14 protein-coding genes and 1 pseudogene are annotated in these 12,717 nt (G+C 70.9%); 5 read left to right on the top strand and 10 right to left on the bottom strand.

Annotated features, from left to right (window positions below; translation table 11 throughout):
* Nucleotides 1-94 precede the first annotated feature (94 nt).
* Nucleotides 95-238: pseudogene (locus tag AB0O11_RS35815) on the bottom strand (transposase); the annotation flags it as partial.
* 199 nt (nt 239-437) lie between these two features.
* Nucleotides 438-860 carry a hypothetical protein gene (locus AB0O11_RS35810; protein WP_363395624.1) on the bottom strand — a complete coding sequence of 141 codons (423 nt, stop codon included), beginning with the start codon at nt 858-860 and terminating at the stop codon, nt 438-440.
* Nucleotides 861-1,144: 284 nt separating this feature from the next.
* On the opposite strand from AB0O11_RS35810, the gene AB0O11_RS35805 reads away from it, so the two are divergent.
* The 3 genes from AB0O11_RS35805 (at nt 1,145) to AB0O11_RS35795 (ending at nt 2,848) form a co-directional block, all read left to right on the top strand.
* Nucleotides 1,145-1,564, top strand: a complete 420-nt coding sequence (locus tag AB0O11_RS35805; protein ID WP_363395621.1) for a DUF5959 family protein — start codon at nt 1,145-1,147, stop codon at nt 1,562-1,564.
* Between the two features lie 103 nt (nt 1,565-1,667).
* Nucleotides 1,668-1,988, top strand: a complete 321-nt coding sequence (locus tag AB0O11_RS35800; RefSeq protein ID WP_363395618.1) for a hypothetical protein — start codon at nt 1,668-1,670, stop codon at nt 1,986-1,988.
* Between the two features lie 218 nt (nt 1,989-2,206).
* On the top strand, nt 2,207-2,848 hold the full coding sequence (locus tag AB0O11_RS35795; protein ID WP_363395615.1) for a hypothetical protein: 642 nt from the start codon (nt 2,207-2,209) through the stop codon (nt 2,846-2,848).
* Between the two features lie 130 nt (nt 2,849-2,978).
* Here the strand turns inward: AB0O11_RS35795 and AB0O11_RS35790 are convergent, their stop codons facing one another.
* The 4 genes from AB0O11_RS35790 to AB0O11_RS35775 all read right to left on the bottom strand — a co-directional run bounded on the left by AB0O11_RS35790 (nt 2,979) and on the right by AB0O11_RS35775 (nt 7,328).
* Nucleotides 2,979-3,269, bottom strand: a complete 291-nt coding sequence (locus tag AB0O11_RS35790) for a hypothetical protein (protein ID WP_363395612.1) — start codon at nt 3,267-3,269, stop codon at nt 2,979-2,981.
* Between the two features lie 452 nt (nt 3,270-3,721).
* A complete protein-coding gene (locus AB0O11_RS35785; protein ID WP_363395609.1) occupies nt 3,722-6,115 on the bottom strand; it encodes an ABC transporter permease in 2,394 nt (797 codons plus the stop codon).
* A complete protein-coding gene (locus tag AB0O11_RS35780) occupies nt 6,112-6,798 on the bottom strand; it encodes an ABC transporter ATP-binding protein (protein ID WP_363395606.1) in 687 nt (228 codons plus the stop codon). Before AB0O11_RS35780 ends, AB0O11_RS35785 begins: the two co-directional genes overlap by 4 nt.
* Complete coding sequence (locus tag AB0O11_RS35775; RefSeq protein WP_363395603.1) at nt 6,795-7,328, bottom strand: PadR family transcriptional regulator; 534 nt, start codon at nt 7,326-7,328, stop codon at nt 6,795-6,797. Before AB0O11_RS35775 ends, AB0O11_RS35780 begins: the two co-directional genes overlap by 4 nt.
* 295 nt (nt 7,329-7,623) lie before the next feature.
* On the opposite strand from AB0O11_RS35775, the gene AB0O11_RS35770 reads away from it, so the two are divergent.
* Nucleotides 7,624-8,265 (top strand): hypothetical protein, encoded by a 642-nt coding sequence (locus AB0O11_RS35770; protein ID WP_363395600.1) that lies wholly within the window; start codon nt 7,624-7,626, stop codon nt 8,263-8,265.
* Nucleotides 8,266-8,287: 22 nt separating this feature from the next.
* Here the strand turns inward: AB0O11_RS35770 and AB0O11_RS35765 are convergent, their stop codons facing one another.
* Nucleotides 8,288-8,614, bottom strand: coding sequence for a hypothetical protein (locus tag AB0O11_RS35765; RefSeq protein ID WP_363395597.1), 327 nt, complete (start codon nt 8,612-8,614; stop codon nt 8,288-8,290).
* A 34-nt stretch (nt 8,615-8,648) separates the two neighbouring features.
* Between AB0O11_RS35765 and AB0O11_RS35760 the strand changes: the two genes are divergently transcribed.
* Entirely contained in the window at nt 8,649-9,089 is a 441-nt protein-coding gene (locus tag AB0O11_RS35760; RefSeq protein WP_363395594.1) for a hypothetical protein, read from the top strand.
* A 296-nt stretch (nt 9,090-9,385) separates the two neighbouring features.
* Here AB0O11_RS35760 and AB0O11_RS35755 read toward each other — a convergent pair whose 3' ends face one another.
* The 3 genes from AB0O11_RS35755 to AB0O11_RS35745 form a co-directional block, all read right to left on the bottom strand.
* The gene (locus AB0O11_RS35755; RefSeq protein WP_363395591.1) at nt 9,386-10,168 is read right to left on the bottom strand and encodes a hypothetical protein; all 783 of its coding nucleotides are present in this window, start codon (nt 10,166-10,168) and stop codon (nt 9,386-9,388) included.
* Nucleotides 10,169-10,214: 46 nt separating this feature from the next.
* A complete protein-coding gene (locus AB0O11_RS35750) occupies nt 10,215-10,481 on the bottom strand; it encodes a hypothetical protein (RefSeq protein ID WP_363395588.1) in 267 nt (88 codons plus the stop codon).
* A gap of 432 nt (nt 10,482-10,913) precedes the next feature.
* The gene (locus AB0O11_RS35745) at nt 10,914-12,605 is read right to left on the bottom strand and encodes an FAD-dependent monooxygenase (protein ID WP_363395585.1); all 1,692 of its coding nucleotides are present in this window, start codon (nt 12,603-12,605) and stop codon (nt 10,914-10,916) included.
* Between the last annotated feature and the right edge of the window lie 112 nt (nt 12,606-12,717).

Raw genomic sequence — 12,717 nt, 5'->3', positions numbered from 1 at the left:
GACTGTACTTCGAGGGACGTCCCACGTGGATCTTCACCTTCCTGGACCAACGAGATCCATTCTCAGGTGTGTCCACACCGCGGGGGTCACCTCACCGCCAGGCGATCCCGGTCCGTGCGACGTAGAGGATCGCGTCCACCACCCCGCGCAGCCCGGTCGTCGGCTCACGTCCCTCGGCGCGGGTGCGTCGCCACTCCGGCAGCACGGGCGCGATGAGCTCCCACTGGTCGTCCTTCAGGTCCGAGGGGTACCGGCGTCGTTCCGTCGCGGTTGATCAATACCGCGGACACGGACCCGGCCGCTACGAGATCCTGGAACCGACTCCGTGCCGCGTGAACGAAAGCCGGACAGTTGGGGGGAATCCCCTATCGAACACCTCTGAGGGACAGCGCGGCAGCTGTTCTTCGATGTCTCCAATGCGCAGATGCTGGACCGGATCAGGTTTTCAGCGACCCGTAGGTGCCGTCTCGAAAGGTGAAGACGGTCGTCTCGACGTCGGACTCCTCACGGAAGTACCCACCGAAGCCAGGCTCTTCAACGTGGGGTGCGAGCAGGTCCAGGATGGTGATGAGGTCACCCATCATGTCGTCGAGCCAGAGGTTGCGGCTGCACAGTCCCCATGCGTGGAGTTGACGACCGGCCATGAATCCTCGGGACTGACGTCGCAGGGACGCGAAGTCCCCTCCCGGCAGGCGACTGTCCGGGTCCGGGGAGAGCAGCGGATACGCGTGCTCCTCCTCGTCGAGCTCTGCCGGGCGCTCCGAGGCCAGGCCGAGGTGCCATCGCAGGGCATCCAGGACCGTGTCGGGCGTGTCGTCCTGAAGGAAGCAGGTGAAGACGACTTCGTAGTGGAAGCTCACGGGGCCGCATTCTGCCCGGCGCGACTGACAGGCCCGGGCCACGTCTCATGTTCGGACTTGATCACCTTGGACCAAGGTCTCCTGTCGGTCTCGTGGTCGGGGGCGGCGGCCGAGGCAGCACGGCCGCTGACTGACCTCTCGTCGAGCGAAGTGCCCGAGTGGGGCCGCTTCCACGCTTCCTTGAGTCCGAGGCACGACCAGCGGGCGGTCTGCCGTCCCGGCGTCGTGTCGGTCCCGCCCAACATACTGATGTCCTTGATCGAGATCGAACTGAGAGGCTTGTGATGGACGACGGGCTGGACGATCTGATCCACCTTGCCGATCCGCCCGGCACGAGCGGGCATGTCGTCGCGCTGCGGGTGCTGGAGCGGCCGACTGCGGGCGGTGGGTTCCTGGACTGCGAGTTCGTCGTCTCGACGGGCACCGTTACCGGCAGCTTCCCTGTAGGGATCACATCCTTCGACCTGGACAGGTGGGAAGAAGCCCTCGACAGCCTCGCCGGGCACAGGTTCGTCTCGTGGCTGGACTCCGGCCGGACAGTCCAGTTGAAGATCAAGCCGCTCGCTTCCGGCGCGGTCGGAGTGTCGATCAGCGACGACCCGTCGTCGCAGGTGACGGTCAGCTTGCCCATGTCGCCGCCGGCAGATTGGATCGAGGACCATCGAGCACGTTTGGCGAAGACACGACAGGTTCTTTCAGGCTGACCGTCAGGCCTCGTCATCAGCGGGTTCGATATGGCGGAGCTCAGCGGGCTTCTCCTTCGTGATCGGTCCCCGTGGTGAGTTCGGTATCCACGCTGAGCGATGGGTGCCGCTGCATGCGAGCGTCGAAGGATGGGTCGAGTCGGTTGCGCTCGCCCATCACGCGGCCATGTGGGCGAAGCAGATCACCAAGGTCTCCGGCGAGGATGTCGATGCCCTTCAACTCGGCTTCTACGAGCCGGTTCTGGAGGTAGAAGGGCTGGCCGATGGGTGGTGGCGGGGTGCAGACTCGTTGGTCGCGGTCTACAAGGGCGAGGCCGAGTGCTTCGCCAGACCTGGATGGCGCAGTGCCGTCATGTACTCCGGCCTCGACAAGTGGGGCCTGCACGGCCGAACGGTTGCGATCGGGCTACGAATACCGACCTGAAGCGGCACGTCAACGCAGGCAGGGCCACATCGGCCGACCACCTCGCCCACGAGACCCGCCGCTTCCTTCGCCGACGGCAGCACCAGCCCCGCATCGTGTGCGGCTGCTTCAAGGCCCCACAGGTCCGCTACGCGATCATGTAGGAAACCGGGCCGTTTCGGCTCACTATGTGACGAACTACAGCTGCCCTGTCAGATCCTTCTCTTATCCTTGCGGGCATGGGACTCTCGATAACAGTGGGGTTGTTGAACGACCTGGCCCGCAACGACCCCGAGGCGTGGGAATACCACCTGAACGCCTTCGCCCTGCTCGACCGGGCACTTGCCGGGCAGGGCATCGACTGGCGCGAACCGGGCACGGATCCCGCTGGCGGTGCCCTCTACGCCGGAGGCTTTCCCTACAGCTACCTGAGCCACCTGCGCCGTGCATTCGTCCTGCGGCTGCACGGGGAGGCTGTCACCCCGGCTCACGCCGTGGACGCCGAGCAATACGCCCGGGACCAGGAGAAGGTCCAGGACGAGCTGACCATGTTCTCGTCACACCTGCTCTGCCATGCCGACAACGGGGGCTACTACGTGCCGGTCGACATGAGTGACCCGCTGTTCCTGCCCGAGGAGGACGAAGTCCTGGGATACGGAATGGTCGGGTCCAGCCAGCGCTTGCAGGCCGAGCTGGCTTGGCTGGCGCCGGGGATCGACATCCATCCCGACGAGGACGGAACGCTCTCCCGTGTGGAGCAGGCCAAGCTGGCGGACATCCCGCACACCGACCCCTTCGAGCCCGAGAAGTTCGCCTGGGCCCGGCTCTACGCAGCATGCCAGTCGAGCATCTCCAGCGGCCATGCCATCGTCTTCGGCTGAACGCACGGTCGAGGGTGGGGCTTGACGCACGACTCGGCCACCGGCTCTGTTCATGTCTCAGAGCAGCGTTTCGACAGCGGTTCGGGAGGCAACACCTGGACCGGATGCTCACGAGAACGAGCCCGCTCCCTCACCCTGCCTCGCCCTGCCGCCGCTGCTCGCGCTCCTCGAACCAGCGCTCCAGGTCCTCGTCCCGGCGAGCCGCGTTGCTGCCGTCCAGCTGACCGGCGAAGGCCCGGTAGGCGGCCGGCACCAGAGCCTCGCGGTCGGCGGGCTCCGCCGAGGCGATCGCCCAGAGCGCCTCGGCGGTGTCGTCGTCCAGCCCGGTGCAGGAGTGCGGTCCCCCGCCCGCGAGCACACGCTCCGGTTCCTCGTGGAAGATCTGCCGCAGCTCCTGGTCAGTCGGCCACCCGTGGCGCATCCCGGCCCCCCATCGACGTCGAACTCGACGTTTCCGTCCTCCGGAAACGACTCGGTTGCCCAGGCACGTGGTTCCACATACCGGCTTCGGCTCGTCAGGGTGGTGTTGCGGTGGCCAGAAGACCGCGGCGCGGCCGCGGCACCGACGAGTGGTGCACCCGCACCAGCCAACCCACCTGATCACCCGCCCGGTCACACCTTCCGGTCCTTCGCCCGCTGGTCGTACGCGGCGCGGTTGTCCGGGTTGTCCAGCGCCTCGCTCAGTGACCGGGCCTCCCGCGGCGTCATCGACGCCTGTCGGACCCGGTGACCCCGGCGGGCGGTCGGCACCGCGCCGTCGCGGTGCCGGCCGCTACCGGGAGCTTTGGGAGGAACGCCTCGCGGTCACCGTCCCGTTCACGGCGGTGATCGCGCCCGTCCTCTGGTGGACGGCGCCCTCGCGTGCGGCCGCCGCTACTCGTACCGCAGGGCGCTGGGGCGCATCAGCCGCAGGAGCTGCGGCAGTCCGAGGACGGTGGTCAGGAGCACCGCACCGGCCGCGATCGCCGTCAGGGCCAGCATCGAGCCCCAGTCCACGTTCGACGGGACGCCAGCCGAGTACTGCAGCACCGCCCCCATCAGGACGCCGCCGACGGACGCCAGCAGCAGGCCCAGCGCCATCGGGACCAGTGTCTGCCACAGCACCGACAGGCCCAGGACGCGCCGGCGGGTGCCGACGGCGTTCAGCACGCCGAGCACGCGGCGCTGTTCCCGGAAGCGTTCCAGCTGGCCGACCAGCAGGCTGAGGGCCACCAGCAGCAGGGTGATCGCCGATCCCGCCGTCAGCAGGCGCTTGACCGCGCGGTAGGTGGGGTCGAGGGTGTCCTCCAGCGGGAATTCGGCGCGGGCCTGCGGGTCGATCGCCATCACGGCGGTGGTCAGCCACTCCTTCGGGTCCGTCAGTCCGTCGGCGAGCGACACCAGGACGGTGGCCGGCTGCCCGCGCAGCGCCTCGGCCGGGACGGTGGCGGGGGTGAGGAGCAGCAGGCCGGTGCCGAGGCGCCCGTTGGGGTCGGCGCCCTCGACGGCCGCGACGGTGGCCGTCACGGCGGGCAGCGGGAAGGGCGCCGGGTCGCCGGTGCCGCTGAAGCGGGCGGCGTGGACGGGCGTGCCGGGCCGGGTCTGGTCGGCGTCCGGGCTCCTGCCGGGGCCCTGGACGACGAAGGCGTCGCCGTCCTTGCAGTCGGGCAGGGTCGCGAAGCCGCGCAGTACCGCGCAGGAGGCGATCCGTACCGAGGGCAGTTCCCAGGGCTTGGCCGTCGGGCTCTCCAGGGCGAACTCGGTGTAGGCCGCGGTGGCCGCGATCCCGGTGCTGTGCGCCAGGCGGTCGGCGAGGGCGCCGGCCCGGGGTGCGCCGCCGGCGAAGGACACCGACTGCTGGTACGGGCCCGCGGTGGCGGGCCGGTGCCGGGGGAGGTCCTCGTAGCGTGCGCCGACGCCGAGGAAGAGCGTCTGCAGGGCGATCGCCCCGGCGATGGCCACCACCACGCCGCTGACCGCCGCGGCGGCCGGTCCGGGGGCCGACTGGAGGCGGCGGATGGCCAGTTGCCAGGACAGGCCGCCGCCGCCGGCGCGCCGGGTGACGGCCTCCACCAGCCACGGCAGGAGGGTGCACAGGCCGATCAGCATCAGCAGCACGCCGACCGCCACGATGAGCGAACCGCGGGTGTCCTGGACCGAGTTGAGGAGGGCGGTGCGCGGCAGTGCGCCGGGGACGCCCTGGACGGGCAGTGCGAGGGCGAACACCGTCAGGGCCAGGCCGGCCAGTGGCAGCATCAGCCGCCAGCCGATCCGGCGCCGGCCGGGGCCGGAGCGGCGGACCACGCCGAGCGGGTCGAGGACCACCCGGCGCATCGCGAGCAGGGTGACGCCGACGGCCAGGAGCGGTACGACCACGGCGATCACGGCGGCGATGGCGGGCTGCGGTGCGACGTCCTCGGGGTAGAAGCTGAATCCGGCGAGGCGGATGTGTCCGATCAGCCGGCGGCCGAGCAGGAAGAGCGCGGCGCCCGCGGCCAGGCCCAAGACGGCCCCCACCAGGGACTCCCCCGCGGCGAGGCGGGCGGTCATCCGGCGGTCCGCGCCGCCCAGGCGCAGTGCGGCAAGCCGGCGGTCGCGCCGTTCGCCACCGAAGCGCGCGGCGGCGGCGAGGAAGACGCCGACCGGGGCCAGCATCACCGTCAGGCCGACGGCGTTGAGCAGGATCAGTTTCGGGTCCATGGGCTTGGGCGGCGAGAAGTGCCCGAACTCGGTGATGCGGACGGCGCCGGTTTCCACCGAGAGGTGGTCGCCGCCGAGCACGTAGTCGGCCTGGCCGGGCCCGAGCAGTCCGGCCGGGGCGACGGTGCCGACCACGCGGTGGGGAAGGCGTTCGCGCAGCAGCTGGTTGGCGGGGTCCTTGAGCAGGTCGGCCAGGGCCGGGGAGACGACCATCTCGCCGGGCGCGGGGTAGGCGGCCACCCCGGGCGGCAGGGCCGCGTGCGGGCCTTCGGGCTGGACGATCCGGCCGCGTACGGGGATGCCGTGGAAGGTGGTGTCGGCGACGGCGACGAGGACCGTCCGCTCGCCGGGTGCCGGCAGGTCCTCGTCCTTGAAGGTGTCGTTCTGGGTGTACAGGCGCTGGTCGCGGTGGTGCACGATGCCGGGGAAGGAGGCGGTGAAGAGCAGCAGGGCCACCCCCAGGCCGACGCCGAAGGCGGTGAGCAGCAGTCGGCCCCAGCCGTCGCGTCCGCTGGTGACGGCCAGTCGAGTGCCGAGGCCCAGCTGGTCCAGGAACGGCGAGCGCACGCGCGGGTCGGCGGCGCTCACCGGGCGACGGCCAGGTCGCGGGTGCGGCCGTCGCGGACGACGATCTCGCGGTCGGCGTAGGCGGCGACCCGTACCTCGTGGGTGACCAGGACGACGGCCGCGCCGCTCTCCCGCGCGGCGAGGGTCAGCAGCTTCATGACGCGTTCGCCGTTGAGGGAGTCGAGGGCGCCGGTCGGCTCGTCCGCGAACACCGCCTTGGGCCCGGTGATCAGGGCGCGGGCGGCTCCCACCCGCTGGCCCTGGCCGCCGGAGACCTCGCCGGGGCGCTTGGTGGCGACGTCCGCCACCTCCAGCCGCTCCAGCCATTCGCCGGCCCGGGCCTCGGCGGCCTTGCGGCGCACGCCGTTCAGGCGCAGCGGCAGCGCGACGTTCTCCAGGCAGGTGAGTTCGGGCACGAGCTGGCCGAACTGGAACAGGAAGCCGAACTCGCCGCGCCGCAGCGCGCTCAGTTCGGCGTCGGAGCAGGTGGTGAGGTCGCGGCCCCGGTAGCTGATGGTGCCGCGGTCGGGGCGGGTGATGCCGGCGAGGCAGTGCAGCAGGGTGGACTTCCCCGAGCCGGACGGGCCCATCACGGCGACGAGTTCGCCGGCGGCGACGGTGAGGGAGGCGCCGTCGAGGGCCGGGGTGAGGCCGAAGGACTTGTGCAGGTCCCGGGCGTGGAGCAGGGGTTCGGCGGTGGTCAACGCGGGGTCTCCGTCAGGCGGGCGGTGAGGTCGTCGAGGCGGGCGGCGGTCAGTTCCAGCCAGCGCAGGTCGGCCTCCAGGTGGAACAGTGCGTGGTCGCAGATCAGCTCGTCGCCGAGATCGCCGGTGAGCTTGCGGCGGGTCAGTTCGCGCATCGTCCGCAGGTGTTCGGCCCGCTGGGTGTCCAGGACGTCGGCGGCCGAGCGGCCGGTCAGGATGGCGAGCACGACCTTGTGGTAGAGCGTGCTCTGCAGGTACGGCTGCGGGTCCTCGGGTTGGGTGAGCCAGTCGGTGAGGTCGGTGACGCCCGCGTCGGTGATCGCGTACCGCTTGCGGTCCGGGCCGCCGCCGGCCTCGACGCCCTCCACGACGACCAGGCCGTGTTTCAGCAGCCGGGAGAGCGTGGCGTACACCTGCCCGTAGTGCAGGGCGCGATCGCGTCCGAAGTGCTCGTCGTAGAGGCGTTTGATGTCGTATCCGTGGCGGGGCTGGGCTTCCAGCAGCCCGAGGAGCATCTGTCCGAGTGACATGATCGGGAACTATACACACCATGTATACATGGTGTGTATAGCGGGGTGCGGGGCTCCCACGCCTGCGCAACCGGCCCTGGCCGCGGGGCGGTTGCGCGGGCGCGGGACGACGGGTGGTCGGGTCAGCCGGGAGGCCGGGAGAGCCAACACGGGCTGATCCGCACACGGTCTCTGCGGACACAAGCCGCACCATGGCAAACAGGACCGCGGGCAGACGGTTGACCTGGTTGCCCAGAGAAACGGTGTCTGCCCTCATGACTAAGGTGGCTGGTCACTGACCTCAAGGGGATCCACCGTGGGCACTGTTCATCCCGACCGGGCCGTATTGCTCGACCTTGTACCAGCAGACCTCGCAGGCGGCGAACGGATCGACTGGGCTGCGGCCGAGGCTTTGCTGGACACCAAGCTTCCAGGCGACTACAAGGCGCTGCTGGACACCTACGGCATGGGCGACATCGGAGAGCTCGTCATCCTGCCCCCGTTGCCGAGTGACGTGCGCGGGTGGGAGGGGTGTCACATCGGCAGCATGACGGCCGGCCTGCGGGGGCTCTGGGACGAGAACGAAGGGATCCCTGGCGTGACGCTCGGTGCCGATGCCGTACTGCCCTGGGGCTCTGGGATGAACGCCAACGAGATGGCCTGGCTCATGAACGATCCCGACCCGGACAAGTGGCCAGTCGTAGCCTGGCGACGGCACCACTCGTGGAACGAGTCGCCGTGGGCCCTGTTCGACTGCGGCACGGTCCAGTTCATCACCCGCATGATGCTGGGCCGGTTCGACGCCTGCCCACTTGGCGATGCGTCGCTCTGGAACCAGACGGACACCTTCGTCAGCTGGCGCGAGCAACGTCGACGGCTTCTGGCCGGCCTGGACCCACAGACCGGCGAACCCAATCCGTACGCCGACATGTATCCCATCACCGAGGACTGGCCCTGAGCTTGACGTCGAACCTGGACGGTCACTCGACCTGCTGAGATCTCCGGTTTCGGCAGCACATGGGGCGGCCGTTCCACCGAAGCCCGCCAGGATCTTCCCGCGGCTGCCCGGCCGGGCACGGGACTGCGGTGCCGCACTCCACCACGCCGTTCGCGGCGAGGGCGCCGCCGTCGACGATGCCGATCGCGCCGGACACGGCCTCTGTGCCGTGTCCGAGCATGACGGCGTAGGCGCCGGCGGCTTCGGCGAGCTGAGAGGCGACCTGCGCCAGCTTGTGCAGGATGAGTACCACGACTCGTTCTCGGGTCTTCGACTGTTCGTCCGGCACATCAACCTGACGGAACGTCATTGACCTCCTGCCGGGCCGGAGACACCATGCAGTCATGGCTGACGAGCGCTGTGATCACGGACTGATAGTCGGGCAGTGCGGTCATTGCAAGCCGGTTCCCCGGGGTCTGACCGCATCCGTCTGGACCACCCGGGGCGGCTCGGTGTTCCACCGCTCGGTGGCGTGCGAGGCGCTCGCCGACGGGCAGGCCCGCGCCGCCCGCTTCGGCAGGGAGGCGCACGAGCCCACCCGCGTTGCGCTGGCCGACGCAATGGCGCAGGGACGCGGCGCGTGCATTCCCTGCTTCCCCGCCTACCGGCCGACCAGTACCACCAAGCCCTGCCTGGTCCGGGTGGACGAGCAGTGGCTGCACGGCCTCCTCACCGAGTGGCGGCGCGACGCCGACGGCCGGTGGAGTGGGGTGGTCTCGTACGTCGCCCACGGCGAGCAGGTGACTGTCCTCAAGGACCAGGACGACCTGCGCCCGGCGTCCTGAACGTTGTGGCCGGCGACCGCGGACCCGCTCCAGCGGCTGCTGCGCCCGCAGGCGACGTCGAGCAAGACGATCCGGCAGGCGCTCGGCGACGGCTCCGGCCAGGAAGTGCGCCGGGGCCCCGTCGAAGGCCGTTGAGTGCCCGGACTGCGGTCCGCTGTCACCGATCGCGAACAGATGACCCCCGCTGTCACTGGCGAATACCAGTGCGGTCCACTCGCCGTCGATCGGCGCGGGGCCGTAATCGCGGAAGTGTCCCGCCACCGAGGAATTCCGGGCCGGCTCCCCTGCGATCGGAGTCAGCACACCTGGAGGTCGGTTACGGGCTGGTTGGCCACCTCGTAGCGGCACAGGCGGTCGTTGACCCACAGGGCGACGTCGATCTGTTCGCCGGGTCTGGCCAGTTCGGCGGCGAGCCGGTCGGAGAAGGCGTCGAGCTCCTCGGGGGTGACGTGGTGACCGGTGAACCGGGCCGTGTGCCGGACGGGCAGTTCGCCGGCGCGGTAGGCGATGTCCCACAGGATGCCGGAGGCCTCGGCGAGTGCGGGGATGAGGCGGGCGGTCCGGACGGGGTCGGCCGGGGCCGGGTGCAGGTTCGGGGTGAGGCCGGTGGGGAGCGTGGACGTGGTGGGGGCCTCGGCGGCCCACCAGACGTCCAGCTCGACGGCCGGGAGGGGCTCGGGGCCGAGGGCCGACCGGATGTCGGTCCAGTAGCTGGTCAGGCTGTCGGCGTCGACGTAGAAGGCGCTCTCCACCAGCCCGGTGTGGCGCAGCCGGGCGATGATCTCCCGGCACTGGGCGCGGAGCACGGCGAACGTGTCCTCGGGGTACGGAGCGCTCTTGGAAGGGGAGAGGTGGAGCCAGTGGTCGTAGGCGTGCTCGAAGGTGCGGGAGGGGTCGACGCGGTCGCTCGGGTTGGTGGAGACGGTGACCCACATCCTGCTGCGGCCATCGGCCGAGACGATCTTTTCCCAGATGCCCGACCCGTTGCGGGAGGTGATGCCGAACAGTTCGGCGAGCTCCTCGGCGGACGGCGCCCGGTCCTCGGGCCAGCGCAGGTACAGGCCGGCGTCCACGGACATGGGGCGCGCTCCTTCGGGGTGACGGACGGGGATGGGGGCTCGGATGTTACGGGTGCGAAAGATCGGCCCGCCAGCGGATTTCGAGTCCCTCGACACGGAGGCCGGGATCGTCCTCGGGTTCGACGGGGTGACGGTCCCGTTTGCCGCCGAGGCTCCGCTCGGGTTCGGGATCGCCACGGTCACGCTGAATGTCATCAGCGCCGCTGTTGCTCTCGTTGCGTACTGGCCCTGCCGGTTCCCGGTGCTCCAGGTCGACGGCGTCCTGCGCAGCCATCTCACCCGGCAGGCTGACGACACCCGCCTGGTCCTGCACGACACCACGGCGGCCATGGTCCAGGAAGCCCGCGGCCCGGTGTCGGTGAAGGGCCGGATGCCGAAGGCCGCGTCCGGCACCTTGGCCGCCGCAGGACTGGTGCTCGGCGCGGGAGTGCTCTTCGCAACGAGTTCCGGGAGTTCCGGTGACCGACCCGAGCCAGGCCCCTCAGCAGTCGTCACCCCAACCGGTCCCGGTACCGGCGCCGGTGACGCTCACCCCTCCGCCGCCCCGCCGCCGCTGGCTGACCCCGCTCTGATCGGCTACAGCGAGAAGAGCCACCCGGTGGTCGGGCGCCCCGGGTGCGCACCGACCGGCGCGGGGGTGCGCACCCGGGGGCCTGGCCCACGCCGACGGCCTCCGTCCGGCGCAGGACACCGGAGACGGTTTCGCCACACTCCACCGGCGGCGCTCCGCCCGCGGCAGCGGGAGTCAGGCGAAGGTTCGGCGCAGATGCGCCGTCAGGCGTTCCGGTACGGCCGGGTGGAAGCGTCCGGAGATGTAGCCGTCCGGGCGGATCAGGAGGGCCTCGCCGTCACGCGGCGCATAGGCGTCGCGGAACTCGCCCGCCGCGTCGCGCACCCGCGGCGGGCGCAGGCCGACCGGGCGGGCGTCCTTCGGTACCTCTGCGGCGGTGACCAGGTAGGCGTCGAGCAGGCCGTGGGCGGCGCGATGCGCCTCGGCGGCGCAGTCCTCGAGCCGGGCGGCGCCGCTGCCCGAGGCGTGCTCCGGGCCCGCGAACAGCAGCAGCACGTGCCGCGGGGTGCGCAGCAGGTCGAACAGCCGCCGCGGGTAGGTGGCGAGGTCGCTCAGCAGGCCGCGGCAGTCCGGTGCCCGGTCGCCGGGGGCGGGACCGGCCGCGGGTGTGCCGTCCGGCGCCTGCGGCTGGATCAACGGGCTGTTCGGGTAGGCGACCAGCAACTGGGCCTGGCGCCGCAGCAGCATCTCGGCGTCGTCCCCGTTGCTGCTGAGGCCGGAGCGGGCATGGCCGACCGTTCGGGCGTGGCTGACGGTGCGGGCATGGCGGACGGTGCGGTCGACCACCTCCTGCGCGACCGGGTGGCGTTCGGCGTGATAGCTCTCCAGCACGTCGTCCGTGGCCAGACCGCGGACGGCCAGGGCCAGCTTCCAGGCGAGGTTGTAGGCGTCCTGCACGCCGGTGTTCAGACCCTGCCCGCCGATCGGCGGGTGGATGTGCGCGGCGTCCCCGGCGACGAAGAGGCGGCCGTTCCGGTAACGGTCCACCAGGCGGTGGTTGGTCCGGTAGGTGGAGGACCAGCGCAGCGTGGAGGCGGTCGTCGGCTCCGGTGACAGCCGGTCGAGCACGGCCTGGATCTGGCGGAGGTCCGGTCCGTGGCCGTCCTCCAGGCCGAGGGCGATCCCGTCCGGCGCGCTCGGGCCGTCTTCGCCCCAGGCTTGGGCGCGGGGGCGCAGCATCGACAGCCAGTACCGCCGAACGCCCGGCATCGGAATGCAGACGAGCATGTCGTCCATCGCACCGTCCGCGTCCAGGTTCACGGCCCGCATGCTGTAGCCGGCGGGCAGTTCCCAGTCGAGCTCGACGTCGCCGATCATGTACTGCTCGGGGAAGGCGTCGCCCTCGAAGGTCAGCCCGGCCGCCTTGCGGACCAGGCTGTGCGCGCCGTCGCAGCCCACGACGTAGCGGGCGTGCAGACGTTCGGTCCGGCCGCCGGCATGCGTGAGGACGGCCTCGACCTCGTCCGGGCGCATCTCCACCGAGCGGAGTTCGGTGGACCGCTCCACCTCCGTGCCGAAGCGCGCAAGATGCTCGGCGAGCAGCCGCTCGGTCGCGTACTGGGGCAGCGTGGCGAAGGGGTAGGGGATCTCGGGCGGCAGGGTCAGCTCGACCGGGGGGCCCTGCTTGCCGTCGATGAAGACCAGCTGGCCCAGGTGCGGCACCGCGTCGTCCAGCGCCCCGCGGACCAGGCCCATGGCATCCCACACCTCCAGCGTGCGGGGCAGGACGCCGATGGCCTTGGCATTGGGTTCCGGGACGGCCAGCCGATCGACGATTCGGCAGTCCACGCCGTGCCGCCGCAGCTCGGCCGCCGCTGTCAGGCCCACTGGGCCCGCGCCCACCACGAGTACGTCGACATCGGCCATGATCAGGCTCCTTCGTCGTCCGGATTGGTTCCCGAGCCAGTGTGCTTCGCCAAGTTGCGCCGACCCGGCAGGGTTGCGGCTCCCCCGTCGTGCGGTCGTTGCTAATCAGCTG

This window comes from Kitasatospora sp. NPDC093102, assembly GCF_040683915.1.
GTDB lineage: Bacteria > Actinomycetota > Actinomycetes > Streptomycetales > Streptomycetaceae > Kitasatospora.
The sequence above is the reverse complement of the archived record's forward strand: the minus strand, read 5'-3'. Positions and strand labels throughout refer to the sequence as shown.